Source organism: Buttiauxella agrestis ATCC 33320 (assembly GCF_000735355.1).
Lineage (GTDB): Bacteria > Pseudomonadota > Gammaproteobacteria > Enterobacterales > Enterobacteriaceae > Buttiauxella > Buttiauxella agrestis.
This window is the reverse complement of the sequence record NZ_JMPI01000059.1, coordinates 40,183-58,564: the sequence shown is the minus strand read 5'-3', so window position 1 is coordinate 58,564 and position 18,382 is coordinate 40,183. Positions and strand designations below refer to the sequence as shown.

Here is an 18,382-nt window from a genome sequence, read left to right as displayed (position 1 = left end):
ATTTATACATACAAATGATGGCTTGACGGTTATCTCATCACTCAGGAGAATCGCCCACTCGTTTCTCGACGGACGCTTTATGGAAGCTTTGCTGGAACACTTTATAACTCAGTCAGTGGCGTACTCGCTTTTTGCGGTGATGCTGGTGGCCTTTCTGGAATCTCTGGCGCTGGTGGGACTTATCCTTCCTGGCACGGTAATGATGGCGGGGCTTGGTGCGCTGATTGGTGGCGGTCAGGTTGGGTTTTATCACGCCTGGGCTGCAGGGATTATCGGTTGCCTGCTGGGCGACTGGATTTCGTTCTGGCTGGGAGGCCGCTTTAAAGGGCCGCTGCATCGCTGGTCGTTTATGAAAAAGAACAAAGCGCTGCTGGATAAAACCGAGCATGCGCTGCATCAACACAGCATGTTTACCATCCTGGTTGGCCGTTTTGTTGGCCCGACACGCCCGCTGGTGCCGATGGTTGCAGGCATGTTGGATCTCCCTGTTTCTAAATTTATCGTCCCTAATATTATCGGCTGCATTTTCTGGCCGCCAATCTACTTCTTGCCCGGAATTCTGGCGGGAGCCGCCATTGATATTCCTGCGGATATGCAGAGCGGCAGCTTTAAATGGCTATTGCTGCTGGTCGCGCTGGGCCTTTGGCTGGCGGGCTGGTTGTGCTGGCGCTGGTGGCGTAGCGGTAAAGCCAGTGCCGACCGTTTAACGCAATATTTGCCTCGGGCGCGTTTGCATTGGTTAGCCCCCACCATGGCGGTGCTGGCGATAGGCAGTTTTGTGGCGATTCAAATGCATCCGCTGATGCCGATTTACCGCGAAATTTTATGGAAAGTGCTTACTGGCCACCACTAATACCCAGCAGCGCCGATGCGCTGGCTTCCCCGCTCAATAAGGTTGCCGTGTCGCCATCCCAGGCGATACGGCCATCGACCACCACCAGACTTCTTTCGGCAATGCGTGCCGCATCTTCAATACTGTGCGAAACCATCAACAGCGTCAGCTGCTGCTGGCGGCACAGGTCATCAAGCAATTGCAGCATTTCCTGGCGCAGCGCTGGATCGAGTGCTGAGAAAGGTTCATCGAGCAGCAAAATAGGTTGCTCGCGCACCAGACAGCGGGCGAGGGCGACACGCTGGCGCTGGCCGCCAGAAAGCTGTGAAGGCAAACGGTCGAGCAAATCACTAATCGCCATTTGGCTGGCAATGGTCGCCAGACGCTGCTGCTGGTCAGGATTCAGCTTCAGGCCGGGATTTAACCCAAGCCCTATGTTCTGACGCACCGTCAAATGGCTAAAAAGATTGTTCTCCTGGAACAGCATCGACACCGGGCGCTGCGCAGGAGCGCTATGCGTATGATCTTCATTGTTGAGCCTAATCTGTCCGCTGGCAGGCGTCAGAAAACCGGCAATCAAACTCAGCAGCGTACTTTTTCCCGCGCCGCTCGGCCCCAGCACCGCCACGCGTTCTCCGGCATTAATTTGCATCGAAAAGCGCATCGGCAAATGGTGATAGAGCCAGGTTACATCAGTTAGCGTTAGCATGGCGTCCCGGAAGTTTTTCAATCAATGTGAATAAAGCAAAGCACAGTATCAGCAAGATTAGCGCGGTAACGGCGCCATCCTGGCTACGATATGAACCAATTTGTTGATAGAGATAAAAAGGCAGCGTGCGGAAATCTTCATTACCGAATAGCGCCACGACGCCAAAATCACCAATCGAGAGCACGCAGGCAAACGCTAACGCCTGTGCCAGTGGGCGTTTGAGCGCCCGCAACTCGATGTAGCGTAGGCGATTTAAGCCGCTGATATTGAGTGACTGGCACAATTTGCCGTAGCGTTCCGCGACATCAAGCATCGGGTTTTCCAGCACTTTCAACGCGTAAGGAATGGCCATCAGCGCATTGGTAAAAATTACGATGCCGTCAGCGGTTTGCGGCAAACCCACGCTGTTATTGAGCAGCAGGAAAAAGCCGGTTGCCAGCACAATGCCTGGCATGGCTAAAATCAACATGCCGCTCAGTTCCAGCGCCTGCCCGGCAAATGCGCGGTTGCGCAGGCGCAGTTCCCGCGAACTCCACAGCAGCATCACCGTTATCACCACACAGATTAACCCTGCACCCATGGCGATTCGTAATGAGGTGAATAATGCCTGCCATAAAATCGGTTGTGACAGCACAGAACCCAGGCCGCTATTGATACCATCAATGATGACCGCTATCAGCGGCGGTAATAACAATAATAGTGCGAGCACGATAAGCAGCCCGTCACACAGTTTGCGGCGCAGGTTATCCTGCGGGTCGCGCCAGCCTTGCATCTGGCTGATACCCACCGGAATCGCTTTACTGAGGCGTTGGCTCATCAGCACCAGACCCAGGCAGCAAATCATTTGTACTAATGCGAGCAACGCCGCACGGGCAGGATCGTAGTCGTAACTCAGCGCCTGGAAGATCGCCAGCTCAATGGTCGTTGCCTGCGGCCCGCCGCCCAGTGAAAGCACGGTGGCAAAACTTGCGAAACAAAGCATGAAAATGAGTGCGGCGGCAGGAAGAATCTGGCGGCGTAGCCACGGCCATTCAACAAAGCGGAAGAAGTTCCAGCCCTGCATTCCCAACTGCGCGGCGACCTGGCGCTGTTCGCTGGGGATATTTTCCAGCGCCTGAAGCAGCAGGCGCGTCGCCATCGGCAGGTTAAAAAAGACGTGAGCTAATAAAATGCCCTTAAGGCCATACGGCGAGAAAACCCATTCAATGCCCAGCCAGGCGCACAATGAGGCCAGCCAACCTTCGCGGCCATACACCGTCAGAATACCAAACACGGCCACTAACACCGGCAACACGAGCGTCATGGCACACAGACGTAACAGCGCGAGCCGCCCCGGAAAATGGCGGCGGTAAAGTGCGCGGGCGAGGAAAATCGCCGGAAATACCGAAAGGGCAGCGGAGAGGAATGCTTGCCAGAACGAGAAACGCAGCACGTGCCACAAATAGCTATCCTGCACCAGAGCACGGATATCGGTTTGCGGCGCGTTAAACCACAGCGCCAGAAAAGCCGCGAGGGCTACGGCTACCACGAGAGTAGCGGCGCATAGCCCTGGAATCAGCCAGCCGGGGATCAGCGGCTGACGGCGCGTTGCCATTCACTAATCCAACTTGCGCGATGGGAAGAGACGTCTTGCGGGCTAAATTCCAGCGTGGTCTGCGGTTTCACCAGACCGTTAAAACCTTCAGGCAATTTCACGTCCGTTACCGGGTACATCCAGTTGCCGGTTGGAATGGTGTTCTGGAAGCCTGGCGAGGTAATAAATTTCATGAATTTCTCAGCCAGTTCAGGCTGCTTGCTGGAAGCTAAACGGCCAGCGACTTCTACCTGCAAATAATGACCTTCGCTGAAATTCGCCGCTGCGTAGTTATCTTTTTTCTCTTCGATAATGTGATACGCCGGAGAGGTGGTGTAACTCATCACCAAATCGCCTTCGCCTTTCAGGAACAGACCGTAAGCTTCAGACCAGCCTTTGGTGACGGTGACGGTTTTCTTCGCCAGTTTCGCCCAGGCTTCAGGTGTTTTGTCGCCGTAAACTTTTTGCATCCATAACAGTAGGCCTAAACCCGGCGTGCTGGTGCGCGGATCCTGGTAAATCACTTTCCATTTTTGGTCGCTTTCGACCAGTTCTTTCAGGCTTTTTGGCGGGTTTTTCAGTTTGTTTTTATCGTAGACGAAAGCGAAATAGCCGTAGTCGAAAGGCACGAACGTGTCGTTGTTCCAGCCGCCAGGGATTTTCAGTTTGCTGCTATCAACATTGCTGGTGGCAAACAGTTTGGTCTGTGCAGCCGCTTCCAGCAAATTGTTATCCAGGCCCAGCACCACATCAGCCTTGGTGTTCTTTCCTTCCATGCGCAGGCGATTTAGCAAAGAGACGCCGTCTTCGAGTGCGACAAATTTCAGCTCGCAATTGCAGTCAGCTTCAAAGGCTTTTTTCACCGCAGGACCTGGACCCCAATCGGCGGCAAAGGAGTCGTAGGTGTAAACAGTCAGCAGGGGTTTGGCAAAAACTGGGGCAGCGATGAGTGCCAGCAACGGCAGAAATTTTTTGAACACTTTGCACCTCTTGGAATTAGGGGTGGCAAAGGACTTTGAGAATGGAGCCTCAAATCCCTTCGCCGGCATTATCCGGATCAGGTTCGACGGGTATTATCTCAGCCAGACTTTCGTCTTAGCACCCCGTTGAGAACGCGAGCATTGTAATGATTCTGTGAATGAATCGAAAGTATTAAGGTTCCGGGGGTGCAAACCAGGCCGATTTAAAGTCAAACCAGCCGAGCGTGTTCATCCTCACGCCACGCATGCTGCGTTGCCCCTCGATGCGCAGCCAGTGGTGAATTAACGGCAAAATGTCATTATTCTCAACGCGCTTCTGGCACCACTCGGGCAGTGAAAGCTCACTGTTGTGCCATTTACGGGTATCGGATTCCCAGTCAATCGCAATACATTTTTGAATGAGCGGCACCTCATAAAGATGCGAAAAGAGTGAAAATTCTAGCGGCAGGGTGAAGTTGGCGCTGTTAAGCCAGATATCGCTTTCGGCATCGCCCTGATGCCACTCTTCATAACTGACTTCTTGTACCACCAGTTTTACGCCTGTGCGTGCCAGCAATTGTTCCATCACTTTACTGATAACCCGGTGCTCAACGTGGTCGCGATAGAACGTCAGTGTTACGGACTCAAGCCCTGCGGGTTTTTCGACGACCGGCTGCGGTCGGGTGTGGTGCCAGCGTGGCAATAAGCCGTATGCCGGGAACCAATACTGCTGGTTTTGTTCGCCCGCGCTATAAAGCAGGTGAATAGGTGCCAGCACATGGCTCAACCAGCGACGCACTTGTTCATTGCTGCCGGAATGCGAGCGTCTATCAAATAAAATGTAGTAACAGCCTTCTTCCAGGCGACTTTCAACCGCTTTCTCGCTGTCAGGCATTCCCGATAATTGCACCGCACAGCTGACGTCTTCGCCAATTTCCGGCAGCACCCAGAAATTCACTTCGTCTATCAATGCGCGATAGCCAAAGTAATCATCATAGGCCTGGATCTTCAGTTGGTTGGTGTTGTTACGCACGACCGAATAGGGGCCGGAGCCGACTGGCTGGCGGGAAAAGTTGTCCAGCGTTTGCCACTCACGCGGCAGAATCATCGCATTAACACTGCCAAGCAACCACGGCAGCCAGTTATCTGGCTGTGAGAGCGTAATATCCAGTGTCCAGGCGGTTGGGGAGCTAATCTGGGTGATGTGAGAATAGAGCGGTAGCGCATTGATCCGTTGCAAAGAGGTCATGACATCCAGCATATCCAGCTCGCGGCCATGGTGGAAATGAATGCCAGGGCGCAAATAAAAACGCCAGTGTAATGGGGATATTTGCTGCCAGTGGTGGGCTATATCCGCTTCCAGTTCCCCATTTTCCTCATTTATGCGGATTAAGCCGCTGAAAATTTGCCGGGCAATATGCGTTTCTGAACGGCGTAAAGCCGAGCCTGGTAACAGGTTTAACAGCGGGCGATAGTACAGAACGCGCAGAATATGTCGCCCCTGCCGGAAGCTGCGTCCGAGGTGGGAGATCAGCATCTGGCGCACCGCGGCTTTATCCCCGACGATCTGCACCAGTTGATCAATTCTGTCCTGCTCGAGAAGATCCTCTGCCCGCTGTTGCTGGAGTGCGAGGCCCGTGTAGAGAAATTCGAGCTGCGAACGTTTGCCTCGTCCGACTTCCGCTTTCCAGCTCAGCCAGCCCTTTTCCTGCATCGCACTGAGTAGCGTGCGCATATGGCGGCGGGAGCAATTCAGCAGCGAGGCCAGGTCATTCAACGTTGAATCCTGCGGTTTACCTTCGAAATATTGCCACAGGCGGATGAATTGTTGTTGCAGACGACTCGAACTCATAAAAGAGGAACTCCTGTCAGAAACTCATCAATTTAACTTTCCTCATATTACGCCAATAATCATCAACGTTGAAAGCGAGGAGGTACATATGAAACGGTCGCCAGTGGTTAAGTTTTATCAACAGTATTTTACCGCAACCCAAAGTGTTTCTGCTGGATGGCTGGCTCGCCTGACAGCATCGCAACGTCTTAGGATGCTTGAGGACTTAATGCAGTGGGAGGTGACAACTTCCGTGACCGTGAAGTACTGACTCGTTGATACATGTGTGACTGAGAATTGGTGATGTTCACCTGGCCAGCAGATTGTTACTGCTGGCTTTTTTATGCCCGTCATACTTCAAGCTGCAGGGGTGTTGGCTGCACTCACTTACCCCAGTCACTTACTTAAGTAAGCTCCTGGGGATAAGCTCCCTTGCCGCCTACCTGCAACTTGAATTATTTAGGGTATAGTTGACGTTTTGCACACCCAGTGAGCGCTCGAACAAAAGGAATTTCTGCATGATTTGGTTTCTGACCAAAGGACGCCGCCTCAATCCGGTATATGCCGCATTTATGATTGTGGCTTTCATGATGGGGATTGCGGGGGCACTCCAGGCGCCCACTCTTAGCCTGTTTTTAAGTCGCGAAGTCGAGGTGCGCCCATTCTGGGTCGGCCTGTTTTATACCGTCAATGCGATAGCCGGGATCCTCGTCAGCCTGGCGCTGGCGAAGCGTTCAGATAATCAGGGTGACCGTCGCAAACTGATTATGGTTTGTTGCGTGATGGCAGTAGCAAACTGTGTGCTTTTTGCTTTTAACCGTCATTACCTGACGTTAATCACCGTTGGCGTCATGTTTGCGTCTATTGCCAATACCGCGATGCCGCAAATATTTGCCCTTGCCCGTGAATATGCCGATAACTCGGCGCGTGAAGTGGTGATGTTCAGCTCGATAATGCGTGCGCAGCTCTCGCTGGCCTGGGTTATTGGCCCGCCATTGTCGTTTATGCTTGCGTTAAACTACGGTTTTACCACCATGTTTCTTATCGCCGCGGGAATTTTTGTTATCTCGCTGGCGCTAATCTTCTTCGCACTTCCCTCCGTCGCAAGGATTGAGCAGCCCGCAGATGTGGCGCTTACCCAGGTCAGCGGCTGGAAAGACAAAAACGTCCGCATGTTATTTATTGCCTCAATGCTGATGTGGACCTGCAACACCATGTATATCATCGACATGCCGTTGTGGGTCAGCAGTGATTTAGGGCTGCCCGAATCGTTGGCTGGGCTTTTGATGGGCACTGCCGCAGGGCTGGAAATCCCGGCGATGATCCTGGCGGGTTATTACGTGAAGCGCTTCGGTAAACGTCGCATGATGGTGATTGCTGTCTCGGCTGGCGTGCTGTTTTACGTCGGGCTGATTCTGTTCCATAGCCGTACTGCTTTACTGCTGCTTCAGCTATTTAACGCGATATTTATCGGGATTGTCGCGGGTATCGGAATGTTGTGGTTCCAGGATTTAATGCCTGGTAGGCCGGGTTCGGCGACCACGCTTTTCACCAACAGTATTTCGACAGGCGTGATTTTGGCAGGGGTTTTACAGGGCGCGCTGGCGGAAAGTTTTGGGCACTATTCGGTATATTGGTTAATTGCCGGGCTGTCGGTGTTCGCGTTGATTCTTACCAGCCGGGTGAAGAACATTTAAGCTGAAATAATGGCGGATGACGCTGCGCGTCATCCGCCAGATAATCACTCTGCCAGAAAAATCTCTAACAGCGAATTCAAAAACAGCTTACCGTGCTCGGTGATCTGCCAAAAATCTTCTGTCTCAACCAAATAATCCTTCGCAATCGCTTCGTCTAGCTGCGCACGAATCACTGATTCATCAAGCCCGGTATACAGACTGAATTCATTGCGCGGTGCGGCTTCCAATAAACGGAAACGGTTCATAAAGAACTCGAACGGCTTATCGGCTTGTTCGACATCGTGCTGCTTGTCGAGGTATTTGCCTTCCATATAACCGCGAGGGTGGCGAGTTTTCGCGGTACGCATAATACGTCCGTCTTCAAACGTCACCTTGCCATGTGCGCCACAGCCAATGCCAAGGTAATCGCCAAAGCGCCAGTAGTTCAGGTTGTGCTGGCATTGATAACCCGGTTTCGCGTAGGCCGAGGTTTCATATTGCTGGTAGCCCGCAGCAGTCAGAAGTTTGTCGCCCTGCTCGAAGATATCCCACAGCGCGTCGTCGTCCGGCAGTTTTGGCGGGCGGGAGCTGAACAAAGTATTTGGCTCAATCGTCAGCTGATACCACGAGAGATGCGGCGGGTTCAGTTCAATCGCCTGGCGTAAATCGTCGAGTGCTTCTTCCAGAGATTGATCCGGCAGGCCGTGCATCAAGTCCAGATTAAAGCTGCGCAGCCCTAATCCATTCGCCAGGTTCGCAGCACGTTTCGCTTCGCCTGAATCATGGATACGGCCCAGACGCTTGAGCTTCGGCTCGCTAAAACTCTGCACGCCGATAGAAATGCGGTTAACACCCGCACGTTGATAGCTCACGAAGCGGTCTGCTTCTACCGTTCCGGGATTCGCTTCCATGGTAATTTCCGCATCGGCCGCCAGCGGCAGGCGCGCACGCACACCGTCCAGCAACGTTTGCATCGCCTCACCTGACAGCAGGCTCGGCGTACCGCCACCAATAAAGATGGTCTTTATTTCACGTCCTTGCGCCAGCGGTGCGTCGTTATCCAGGTCACGCAACAGGTGAGCGACGTACTCGTCGTGCGGCACGTCACCTTTGAGTGCGTGGGAATTGAAGTCACAGTAGGGGCACTTCTGCACGCACCACGGGATGTGAATATAAAGACTCAGAGGTGGCAAATTAGCCATTTTTCATTGCTTCCAGTAACAGTTTTAGCGCTTGCCCACGGTGGGAAATGGCGCGTTTTTCGTCGCGAGTCAGTTCAGCGGCAGTTTTGCCTTCACTCGGGACAAAGAAAATAGGGTCGTAGCCAAAGCCACCCTGGCCTGCGGCTTCGCGGGTAATCTTGCCTTCCCAGCTGCCGTGACAAACCAGCGGCGTTGGGTCTTCCGCGTGGCGCATATACACCAGCACGCAATGGAATCGCGCTTTGCGTTGCTCATCAGGCACATCTTTCAGTGTCGCCAGTAGCTTTTCCAGGTTTTGCTGGTCGGATGCTTCAAGGCCTGCGTAACGTGCAGAATAAATACCAGGCGCGCCGCCCAGCACGTCAACCGCCAGACCGGAATCATCAGCAATCGCTGGCAGGCCCGTAATGTGTGCCGCATGGCGAGCTTTCAGAATGGCGTTCTCGATAAACGTCAGCCCGGTTTCTTCCGCCGACTCCACGCCTAATTCCGTTTGAGCCACCACATCCAGACCAAAATTACCGAGTAAATCGGCGAGTTCACGCACTTTACCGGCGTTACCGGTCGCGAGGACAACTTTTTGCATAGTGAGAAAATCCTGTGAAATTAGGTAATTAATCAAGCAATGCCGCGACTTCCGTCGGGATGTGTTGCGGGTTAATAATTTTAATTTGCTTATGGCGACCCAGTTCGCCCTTCTCAAGAAGCACCTGACTTTTGGCGACTTTGAACTGCTTGGCCAGATACTTTACCAGATGGGCGTTGGCTTTGCCGTCTATCGGTGGGGCGGTGATGGCGACTTTTAGCTCGTCGCCATGCAGCCCGATAATGCTATCGCGGCTGGCTTTAGGCTGAATATATAGCCGTAAAACCAACCCATCCTCGGTTTGACTCACTGCACTCACAGCAAATACCAAAGCCCCGGGAACAAATCCATGCCGAGGTAGTTCAGCGCGTACAGAATCAAAATGACGACCATCGCTGAGAAGTCGATACCGCCCATAGCAGGGATTACGCGGCGAATCGGCGCCATCATTGGCTCGGTCAGTTGCATCAACACGTATTCAATCGGGCTACGGCCCTGGCTAATCCAGCTCATCAGCGAGCGAATAATAATGACCCAGAACACCAGCGTACCGGCGGATTTCAGCAGTGATAACAGGCCAACCAACAGGTTCATTGGGTCAAGCGACAGCGCGCCCACCTGAATAAGCAGCAGAATCGGATACTTCATTGTGGTGAGAATAAACGCCACCAGCAACGAAGAGGTATCAATCGGCCCAATCGACGGAATGACACGCCGCAGCGGCCCCACAATCGGCTGGGTAATCTTGACGATAAATTGTGCAAAAGGGTTGTAGAAATCACAACGTGACCACTGCATCCAGATGCGAATTAGCAGCACCATTACATACAGTTCAATCAGCGTTTTGACCAGGAAAGTCAACGTCAGCATGGCGTTCCTCAATTATTATTTTGTGATTAACGAGCGGAATAATCCCGCGCGCCGAAAATAGCGGTTCCAATGCGCACCATGGTGCTGCCTGCGGCAATCGCGGCGTCCATGTCATCGGTCATGCCCAGGGACAATGTATCAACCGTTGAAAAACGGCTTTTGAGCGATGCGAAAGCGTCAGCCATTTTCTGGCAAACCGCTAACTGATGCTCGTAATCAGGTTCAGGGGCAGGAATTGCCATTAAACCTCGTAACACCAAACCCGGCAGCGCAGCAACTTCTGCTGCCAGCGCATCAAGCTCACTGAGCGCAATACCAGACTTGCTTTGTTCATCACTGATATTGATTTGAATCAGTACGTTAAGCGGCGGCAATTCGGCAGGACGCTGCTCGCTTAAACGGGTTGCAATGCGTAAACGGTCGACGGTGTGGCACCAGTCAAAATGTTCAGCAACCTGGCGACTTTTGTTCGACTGCAATGGGCCAATAAAGTGCCATTCCAGTGTGGCTTCACTGTTATCGGCAAAGTAACGAATTTTATCCACGCCTTCCTGCACGTAGTTTTCGCCGAACGCGTGTTGCCCTGCGGCAATCGCTTCTGCGATGGCGGTCGCAGGCTTTGTTTTGCTGACTGCAAGCAAAGTCACTTCTTCTGGAGCACGGCCGCAGCGTTCAGTTGCCGCGAAGATTTTGTTCTGAACCTGTGCCAGATTGTGCGCTATCTCGTTCATAGGTTGGAAAGTGATATGGATATCGAAGAAATTGTGGCCCTTAGTGTAAAGCATAATGTCTCTGATCTACACCTGTGTACGCAGCTTCCTGCTCGCTGGCGCAGGCAAGGGCGGCTTGAACCTCTGCCAGAAATTGCACCCGATCCGCAAACGTTGTTGGATATTTGGCTCACACCCGCGCAAAGAGAACAGCTTGAAGAAGCCGGGCAACTGGACTTTTCCGTGTCGTTAAAAGACGGCACACGGCTGCGTGCTAATGCCTTTCGCCAGCTTCAGGGTTATTCGCTTGCCTTAAGATTGCTGGTTTCGCAAACCCCAAAACTGGAAGCGCTAAATGTTCCGCCATTGATTCCTGAATTACTCGATTCCCCCGACGGACTGATTCTGGTGACGGGCGCAACGGGGAGCGGGAAATCGACCACGCTTGCAGCCATGGTCGATTTTCTCAACCTTCAGAAAGACGGACATATTCTCACCCTTGAAGATCCCATTGAATTTATCCATCACTCACAACGTTGTTTGATTCAACAGCGCGAACCAGGGTTGCATTGTCATTCGTTTGCAGCGGGTTTGCGCGCGGCATTGCGTGAAGATCCTGATGTCATTTTGCTGAGAGAATTGCGTGACAGCGAAACCATACGTCTTGCGCTGACAGCCGCCGAAACAGGGCATTTAGTTTTGGCAACACTCCACACCCGAGGTGCTGCGCAAGCTGTAGAACGGCTGGTGGATGTCTTTCCTGCGGAAGAAAAAAGCATGGTACGCAGCCAGTTGGCGGGCAGTTTAAAAGCGGTGCTGGCACAAAAATTATTGCCCGACAGACGTGGGGGAAGGGTTGCGGTGTACGAGCTGTTGGTGAATACCCCTGCTGTGGCGAGTCTTATCCGTGAAGGGAAAACGCATCAACTACCGGGCCAGATACAAACTGGGCAGCAACATGGGATGCGCAGTTTCGCGCACAGCGAGGCAATGCTGCGTGTAGAAGGTCGTATTGCTGACGGGGAAGAAAAGTGATGGTTAAAATTATTGCTTCTGTGTGTATTGGTGTGTATTGTTTTCTTGTCAGGAGAAAGCGATGAACTAACGCGGGAATTTGATTCCCAATTCACGGAGATTACCTATGTTTTTTTCAGTTGGCGTGGAGATGCCTGCAAACGAGAACGATGCGTTCGGTCTGGTTGTACCGGCGTTATGCAATGATGATTTCGGCTGTGTGTCAGCGGCAGATAACCAGGATGAAATCGCGGGTATGGTCAAAGAAGCCATATTGTTAATTGCGGATGAAATGGTCAAGCGCGGGGTCGATATCACCCAGCTTAAAGATGCCGGGCCATTTGTTTATGCCGCAAATCCAGAATATGTGTACTGTAATCAGTGGCTGCTGGTGGATGTGGATTTGTCGGCTCTGGAAGGAAAACAACATAGGATCAACATTACGCTGCCGGATACGTTACTTATGCGTATTGATAACCGCGTAAAACAGCTATCCTCGGGTTACCGGGATCGCAGCCATTTTCTGGCCGTTGCAGCCAGGCATGAACTGATTGAAGAGTCCTCAGGTACGCCTGACAGCAATAAAGATTAAGGATTATAGTCAAACCAGCTTTCAAGAATGATAACCGCTGAGGCTGAGTCAATGCTGCCTTTGTTCAGCGCGCGGAAACCACCGTGTTCGAACAGCCCGGCACGTGCTTCAACGGTGCTCAGGCGTTCATCTTGCAAAGCGACTTTAACGCCAAAACGGCCATGCAGGCGGTTTGCAAACTTCCGGGCGCGGGCGGTGAGCGGTTGTTCGGTGCCATCCATATTCAGCGGCAGGCCAACAATGACTTCATCCGGCTGCCACTCTTTAAGGATTTTTTCGATTACGTTCCAGTCCGGCGTGCCGTCCTGGGCTTTGATGGCTGTGAGCGGGCGTGCGGTGCGGGTAATACGCTGGCCCACCGCAACACCGATGCTTTTAGTACCGAAATCAAAGGCTAATAAAGTTCCGCTACTCATTAAGCATGTCCTGCTTCACTTGGCATATTGTGAATATCAATGCCGATTAATTTAGCCGCTTCGCGCCAACGCTCTGAAATTGGCGTATGGAACAAAATGGATGCGTCTGCGGGGGCTGTCAGCCAGTCGTTATCCAGGATTTCTTGTTCGAGTTGCCCTTTTTCCCATGATGAGTAACCGAGCGCGACAATGACATCTGCGGGTTGCTGCGCAGTACCGATGGTTTCGAGTACATCGCGGGAAGTGGTGATCACGGTTTCATCAGAGATACGGATACTGGAAGCAAAACAGTCTGGCGGCGAATGCAAAATGAAGCCACGGTCTTCTGCCAAAGGGCCGCCAATAAAAACGGGCTTATCAAGGCGAATGGCTGGGTCACGCGGTTCTGGTGCGATTTTCAGCTTTTCCAGAACGCCGTCAACCTGGAGGTTTTCGAGGGGTTTATTAATGATTATTCCCATCGCGCCGTCTTCGTTGTATTCGCAAATATAAACGACAGCACGCTTAAACAATGGGTCCTGGAGCGCCGGCATGGCAATTAGAAAGTGATGCTGTAAATTCATTGTCAGAGGTTCTGGTTCCGGTTGAAAAAGCGAGCAGTCAGTTTATCACTACTAAGCGGGCTAAGCCCGCTCACAGGACTATTTTGCCAGACGCGTCTCGATTGCATCGAACAACATGCCAGTTATAGAAACCGGGAATTCGGCTTCGATTTCACGAATGCACGTTGGGCTGGTGACGTTAATCTCAGTCAGGCGATCGCCGATGATATCAAGGCCAACGAAAATCAGCCCTTTAGCTTTTAGCGTTGGCCCCACGCGGCGGGCAATTTCCCAGTCGCTTTCGGTTAACGGACGCGGTTCGCCGCGACCACCGGCGGCAAGATTACCGCGTGTTTCGCCACCTTGTGGGATACGTGCCAGGCAATACGGAACCGGTTCGCCATCCACCACCAGAACGCGCTTGTCACCATCGACAATCGCAGGCAGATAGTTCTGCGCCATGCAGTAGCGGTTGCCCAGTTCAGTCAGCGTTTCCGCGATAACGCCAATGTTAGGGTCGCCTTCTTTAACACGGAAAATTGAAGCGCCACCCATGCCATCTAACGGCTTGAGAATGATGTCGCCGTGTTTTTGCCAGAACGTTTTAAGCTGCGTTTTGTTGCGCGTGACCAACGTTTCCGGAGTTAAATCTGCAAACCAGGCGGTGAACAGTTTTTCGTTACAGTCGCGCAGGCTCTGCGGCTTGTTAACGATCAACGTGCCTTGTTCTTCGGCGCGTTCAAGAATATAGGTCGCGTAAATAAATTCGGTATCAAACGGAGGATCTTTACGCATCAACACGACGTCGAGATCGGCAAGCTGGATGTCTTGCTCGCTGCCAAATTCGTACCATTTGTCGTAGTTCTGCTCGACCGTGACCAGGCGGGTGCGTGCGTGTGCTTCACCGTTGATCAAATACAGATCGGCCATTTCCATGTAATGCAGTTCGTAACCACGGCGCTGGGCTTCTAGCAACATGGCAAAACTTGAGTCTTTCTTGATGTTAATGTTTGCGATGGGGTCCATCACGATGCCGAGCTTAATCATTGTTTTTCTCCGTTTTAGCCCAGATCGCCAAAGCGCACTTGCAGCGCGGTAATGGCGGTGAGCGCGGTAGTCTCAGTACGCAGAACGCGAGGTCCCAACAGAATATCAGTAAACTGATGACGTGCGGTCATGGCAATTTCATCAGCCGTTAAACCGCCTTCCGGGCCAATCAACAGGCGCACGCGCTCTACAGGTTGTGGCAACGTGTTGATGCTGGCGCTGGCTCGAGGATGCAGATTCAGCTTCAGGCTGTCATCTTCTTCGGTACACCACTTTTCCAGATCCATCGCCGGGCGAACTTCTGGCACGCTATTACGGCCACATTGTTCGCAGGCCGCAATGGCAATTTTCTGCCATTGTCCGAGCTTCTTATTCAGGCGCTCGGCATCCAGTTTTACGCCACAGCGTTCAGAAAACAAAGGTGTAATCACATTCACACCGAGTTCCACTGCTTTCTGAATGGTGAACTCCATCTTCTCGCCGCGCGACATCACCTGGCCAAGATGTAAGTTCAGAGGGGATTCACGGTTATCAAGGCTTGCGCTCAGGACTTTCACCCGCACACTTTTTTTATCTGCCTGCACGATTTCAGCTTCAAAAACCTGATTACTGCCATCGAATAATTGCAACGCGTGACCGGCACTCATGCGCAGGACGCGGCCTACATGGTTGGCAGCATCTTCGCAAAGTGCTACGTCCTGGCCGACGGAGAGGAGTTCAGGGTGATGAATGCGGGGTATACGCATGGTTTTTAATATCCAAAAGCGGGAACAGTGATAACAATTCCCGCTAGTGTAGGTTAGCTGTTTTGTGCCTGGCAAGCCCGTAGCACATAAGGGTTATGATTACCCTGAACTTTGGCAATACGTTCATCGCGTTCACATTCCCAGGCTGTCACCGGATATCGTTTATTCCAGGCTTCAAATAACTGGGTTTGCTGGCGGGAAAGATTCAGCTGATATTGGTCACGCATATAGAAGTAAGTGCGGGCGATGGCACCACGGGCGCGGGCGGGTGGTTCGGCGATTTTATCTTTGAAATCGACTTTCATGGCGCATTGCCCGTACTGACCTTCACCCCCATTCCACTGGCTGTACATGAAGTTATTACGGTCGGCATTCACTTCCCCAACAGCCGGTTGCAGGTTGTGCATATCGCTTTCCATTTTGCGATATTCCGGATCTTTGGCGCAGTTTTTACGTCCGCCATCTTGCCAGCACTGGCGCTGGTGGCCGAATTGCCAGGCAGGGACAACATGTTCCCATTCGATGCGTGTCGCACGATTTTCGTTTTTACGGACTTTGTAACCGCAGGACTCAAGGTCAGGAACCCCTTTTTTACCTTCCCAGCTAATTTTGCATCCGCAATAGAAATCGCCTGGCGCATCGGCGTTGACTTTGACGCCTGCAGCTTTGGCCTGAGAGAAATTATTGATACCAGCGCTGAAAGCGGAAAAGGTACAGAAGGCTGCAACAAGTGCAACAGCCAAAGAAATTTTGCGAGACATTTCCAGAATCCTTACTAAAACGTGCTCGCAACGTACCTGATGATTTATCCAGTTTCAATAAGCTAAATCAGGAAATTATTCGGCTAATACTTTTAATTACAGGAAGTTGTAGCGTCGGCTTTTAACAGGTCACCGCATTGCACGCAGCGGTATTCTGCCTCGCCTCGCATCACTCGATTATGGCGACGGACGGTGAGTTGATGGAGCTGGCAGCGGCAGCGATAGGGGAAGGTATTTTTACGTACGGATTGCACTTCAAACTTATGTGTCCGGCGGGCAGGCACACCCAGAACCGTTTCCATCATCCACTTCCACTCTTTGCCGTGGGGTGCGACGCGGCCAAAGTGTTTCCACACCAACAAATGAGCCAGTTCGTGCGGTACGACTTCATCAATAAAGGTTTGCTGGTTTTCCATCAACAATACGGGGTTGAGGCGAATTTCGTAGCTGTCCATCCACGCAGTACCCGCAGCTGTGCCGCGCTGCTGATAAACCAGCTTCGGTTCCGGGTAGTTACGGGCTAAGTGCAGATTTGCCTGCTGAAGCTTTTCCCGCAGGCAGCGCATAACGGCCTGTTGGATGGCGATTGGGAGTCTCGGGGATTTCATAACCGGCAAGAATAGTGCGAGGAAGGGCAGGGTGCAAGCCCCTCTCCATGCAGGAAAGGGGCGGGGTAAGCTTAGTTTTGAGCACCAATCTCACGTAAGCGACGACCTTTCATCAGGTTACGCTCGATGTGTTCCAGGGAAACGTGTTTGGTTTCTGGAATCAGCCACAGTGTGAGAACGATGAAGAACAGATTGAGTGCGGCGTAGACCCAGAAGGTATTCGCGTTGCCCAGTGTGTTCAACATGGTCAGGAAGGTTGCACCCACAATCATGTTGGCAATCCAGTTGGTTGCGGTGGAGCAAGTGATACCAAAATCGCGGCCTTTGAGCGGCTGGATTTCAGAGCACAGCACCCAAATCAGCGGACCGGCGCTCATCGCAAAACCAACGATAAACATCAGCAGCATGGCAATTGCAAAGTATTGCGCGCCCTGGGAGTGAATACCCACGTGCAGCATTGTGCCAAGAATCCCCATGCCAACTGCCATCACCATGAAGCCCAGAACCAGCGTTGGTTTACGGCCCCAACGGTCAACCAGGCCGATAGCAATAAAGGTCGCCAGCACGTTGATCAGCCCAACGATAACCGTGCCCCACATTTGCTGAGTGGTGTTGGTGAAGCCCGCAATTTCGAAGATTTTCGGTGCGTAGTACATGATGACGTTCATGCCGGTGAATTGTTGCATCACCTGAAGCAGAATGCCGAGGAACACCGCGCGACGGAAGTTGCTGTTGTCTTTAAACAGGGACCAGCCGCTTTGTTTTACTTTCAGGCTTTCACGAATTTCTTCAAGTTCACGTTTTGCTTCGGCACTGGTATCACGCAGACGCAACAGGACGCGCTCGGCATCGTGGAAACGGCGTTTAGCGGCGAACCAGCGCGGGCTGTCTGGCAGGAAGAAAACGCCAACCAGAAGAATCAGGGCTGGAATAGTAATGACGCCGAGCATCCAGCGCCATGAGCCGCTGTAGCTGAAGGCTGTATCAGAAAGGTAAGCGCCGAGGATACCGATGGTAATCATCAGCTGGTACATCGAGATCATGCTGCCACGGATTTTTTCTGGCGCAATTTCTGACAGGTAAAGCGGCGCAGTGTAAGACGCAACACCGACTGCCAGGCCGAGTAATACGCGGGAGAGAATCAGGATCTCAGTGTTTGGCGCGAAAGCAGAACACAGAGAACCCGCAACGAACAGCACGGCACCAATCATCAGGCTGTATTTACGCCCGATGCGGAAGGAGAGCCAACCGCTGCCAACGGCACCGACAGCAGCGCCAAACATCATCGAACTCACGACCCACTCTTGCTGGTGCGCAGTTATCTGGAAGTCTTTTGCGATAAACGGTAATGCACCGGCAATCACGCCAATATCAAGGCCAAATAACAAACCGGCCAGGGCTGCGAGAAAACAGACAAAAAAGGTCATGCTTTTGTTCGAGCGCCCTTGTTTTTTTATTTCAGGCATAGTGCTCTCCAGTTGAATAATTTGCGGGATATCTCGCTATTAAGGTTAGGTTAACGCGACGTGAAATTGTGTGATTCAACTCACGTTAGTGTAATCGGTTACACTAGTGTCAAGAACTGTATGTGTAATTTATTTAATCAAAACAGTGAATTGAGTGTAGAAAATAAAACCGAAATTTTCCATGCAAGACTATTCTGAAATATTTTGTAACTAGCGCAGCAACAAAATGTTGTCATGCAGAA

At 52.1% G+C, this 18,382-nt stretch carries 21 protein-coding genes and 1 riboswitch; of the genes, 5 read left to right on the top strand and 16 right to left on the bottom strand.

Going from position 1 to position 18,382, the window contains the following annotated elements:
* The first annotated feature begins 79 nt into the window (after window positions 1–79).
* A complete protein-coding gene (locus tag GBAG_RS16950; protein WP_034498412.1) occupies window positions 80–853 on the top strand; it encodes a DedA family protein in 774 nt (257 codons plus the stop codon).
* On the opposite strand, the gene thiQ is transcribed toward GBAG_RS16950, so the two are convergent.
* From thiQ to sgrR, 4 genes are all read right to left on the bottom strand, one after another.
* A complete protein-coding gene (thiQ, locus tag GBAG_RS16945) occupies window positions 837–1,541 on the bottom strand; it encodes a thiamine ABC transporter ATP-binding protein ThiQ (protein ID WP_034498410.1) in 705 nt (234 codons plus the stop codon). The two genes, GBAG_RS16950 and thiQ, sit on opposite strands and share 17 nt — an antisense overlap.
* A complete protein-coding gene (thiP, locus tag GBAG_RS16940; protein WP_034498408.1) occupies window positions 1,525–3,135 on the bottom strand; it encodes a thiamine/thiamine pyrophosphate ABC transporter permease ThiP in 1,611 nt (536 codons plus the stop codon). Before thiP ends, thiQ begins: the two co-directional genes overlap by 17 nt.
* Complete coding sequence (gene thiB, locus GBAG_RS16935; protein ID WP_034498407.1) at window positions 3,111–4,094, bottom strand: thiamine ABC transporter substrate binding subunit; 984 nt, start codon at window positions 4,092–4,094, stop codon at window positions 3,111–3,113. Before thiB ends, thiP begins: the two co-directional genes overlap by 25 nt.
* A gap of 36 nt (window positions 4,095–4,130) precedes the next feature.
* A riboswitch (TPP riboswitch) is annotated at window positions 4,131–4,230 on the bottom strand.
* Window positions 4,231–4,266: 36 nt separating this feature from the next.
* Window positions 4,267–5,925 carry an HTH-type transcriptional regulator SgrR gene (gene sgrR, locus GBAG_RS16930; protein WP_034498405.1) on the bottom strand — a complete coding sequence of 553 codons (1,659 nt, stop codon included), beginning with the start codon at window positions 5,923–5,925 and terminating at the stop codon, window positions 4,267–4,269.
* A gap of 88 nt (window positions 5,926–6,013) precedes the next feature.
* On the opposite strand from sgrR, the gene sgrT reads away from it, so the two are divergent.
* Together sgrT and GBAG_RS16925 are read left to right on the top strand one after the other, a co-directional pair.
* Entirely contained in the window at window positions 6,014–6,175 is a 162-nt protein-coding gene (gene sgrT, locus GBAG_RS22340) for a glucose uptake inhibitor SgrT (protein WP_072011208.1), read from the top strand.
* A 247-nt stretch (window positions 6,176–6,422) separates the two neighbouring features.
* Window positions 6,423–7,601, top strand: coding sequence for a sugar efflux transporter (locus tag GBAG_RS16925; protein WP_034498402.1), 1,179 nt, complete (start codon window positions 6,423–6,425; stop codon window positions 7,599–7,601).
* Between the two features lie 44 nt (window positions 7,602–7,645).
* Here GBAG_RS16925 and hemW read toward each other — a convergent pair whose 3' ends face one another.
* Genes hemW through GBAG_RS16900 form a run of 5 tightly spaced genes read right to left on the bottom strand, consistent with a single transcriptional unit; the run spans window position 7,646 to window position 10,969 of the window.
* A complete protein-coding gene (hemW, locus tag GBAG_RS16920; RefSeq protein ID WP_034498400.1) occupies window positions 7,646–8,782 on the bottom strand; it encodes a radical SAM family heme chaperone HemW in 1,137 nt (378 codons plus the stop codon).
* Window positions 8,775–9,368, bottom strand: a complete 594-nt coding sequence (locus GBAG_RS16915; RefSeq protein WP_034498398.1) for an XTP/dITP diphosphatase — start codon at window positions 9,366–9,368, stop codon at window positions 8,775–8,777. The genes hemW and GBAG_RS16915 overlap by 8 nt, the downstream gene beginning before the upstream one ends.
* A gap of 28 nt (window positions 9,369–9,396) precedes the next feature.
* Entirely contained in the window at window positions 9,397–9,687 is a 291-nt protein-coding gene (yggU, locus tag GBAG_RS16910) for a DUF167 family protein YggU (RefSeq protein WP_034498396.1), read from the bottom strand.
* Complete coding sequence (locus tag GBAG_RS16905; RefSeq protein WP_034498393.1) at window positions 9,684–10,238, bottom strand: YggT family protein; 555 nt, start codon at window positions 10,236–10,238, stop codon at window positions 9,684–9,686. Before GBAG_RS16905 ends, yggU begins: the two co-directional genes overlap by 4 nt.
* Window positions 10,239–10,264: 26 nt before the next feature.
* On the bottom strand, window positions 10,265–10,969 hold the full coding sequence (locus GBAG_RS16900) for a YggS family pyridoxal phosphate-dependent enzyme (protein WP_034498391.1): 705 nt from the start codon (window positions 10,967–10,969) through the stop codon (window positions 10,265–10,267).
* 15 nt (window positions 10,970–10,984) lie between these two features.
* On the opposite strand from GBAG_RS16900, the gene GBAG_RS16895 reads away from it, so the two are divergent.
* Window positions 10,985–11,983 carry a type IV pilus twitching motility protein PilT gene (locus GBAG_RS16895; RefSeq protein ID WP_034498389.1) on the top strand — a complete coding sequence of 333 codons (999 nt, stop codon included), beginning with the start codon at window positions 10,985–10,987 and terminating at the stop codon, window positions 11,981–11,983.
* Window positions 11,984–12,089: 106 nt separating this feature from the next.
* Window positions 12,090–12,554: a type II toxin-antitoxin system HicB family antitoxin gene (locus GBAG_RS16890; protein ID WP_034498387.1), complete on the top strand. Its 465-nt coding sequence runs from the start codon at window positions 12,090–12,092 to the stop codon at window positions 12,552–12,554.
* Here GBAG_RS16890 and ruvX read toward each other — a convergent pair.
* From ruvX to GBAG_RS16855, 7 genes are all read right to left on the bottom strand, one after another.
* Window positions 12,551–12,970 carry a Holliday junction resolvase RuvX gene (gene ruvX / locus GBAG_RS16885; protein ID WP_034498386.1) on the bottom strand — a complete coding sequence of 140 codons (420 nt, stop codon included), beginning with the start codon at window positions 12,968–12,970 and terminating at the stop codon, window positions 12,551–12,553. The genes GBAG_RS16890 and ruvX overlap by 4 nt on opposite strands.
* Complete coding sequence (locus GBAG_RS16880; RefSeq protein ID WP_034498384.1) at window positions 12,970–13,533, bottom strand: YqgE/AlgH family protein; 564 nt, start codon at window positions 13,531–13,533, stop codon at window positions 12,970–12,972. Before GBAG_RS16880 ends, ruvX begins: the two co-directional genes overlap by 1 nt.
* A 78-nt stretch (window positions 13,534–13,611) precedes the next feature.
* Entirely contained in the window at window positions 13,612–14,559 is a 948-nt protein-coding gene (gshB, locus tag GBAG_RS16875) for a glutathione synthase (RefSeq protein WP_034498383.1), read from the bottom strand.
* A 14-nt stretch (window positions 14,560–14,573) separates the two neighbouring features.
* Window positions 14,574–15,305: a 16S rRNA (uracil(1498)-N(3))-methyltransferase gene (gene rsmE / locus GBAG_RS16870; protein ID WP_034498382.1), complete on the bottom strand. Its 732-nt coding sequence runs from the start codon at window positions 15,303–15,305 to the stop codon at window positions 14,574–14,576.
* Between the two features lie 53 nt (window positions 15,306–15,358).
* Window positions 15,359–16,066 carry a deoxyribonuclease I gene (endA, locus tag GBAG_RS16865; RefSeq protein WP_034498381.1) on the bottom strand — a complete coding sequence of 236 codons (708 nt, stop codon included), beginning with the start codon at window positions 16,064–16,066 and terminating at the stop codon, window positions 15,359–15,361.
* A gap of 92 nt (window positions 16,067–16,158) precedes the next feature.
* Window positions 16,159–16,674: a SprT family zinc-dependent metalloprotease gene (locus GBAG_RS16860; protein ID WP_072011209.1), complete on the bottom strand. Its 516-nt coding sequence runs from the start codon at window positions 16,672–16,674 to the stop codon at window positions 16,159–16,161.
* A 71-nt stretch (window positions 16,675–16,745) separates the two neighbouring features.
* On the bottom strand, window positions 16,746–18,140 hold the full coding sequence (locus GBAG_RS16855; protein WP_034498377.1) for a sugar porter family MFS transporter: 1,395 nt from the start codon (window positions 18,138–18,140) through the stop codon (window positions 16,746–16,748).
* Window positions 18,141–18,382: the final 242 nt, after the last annotated feature.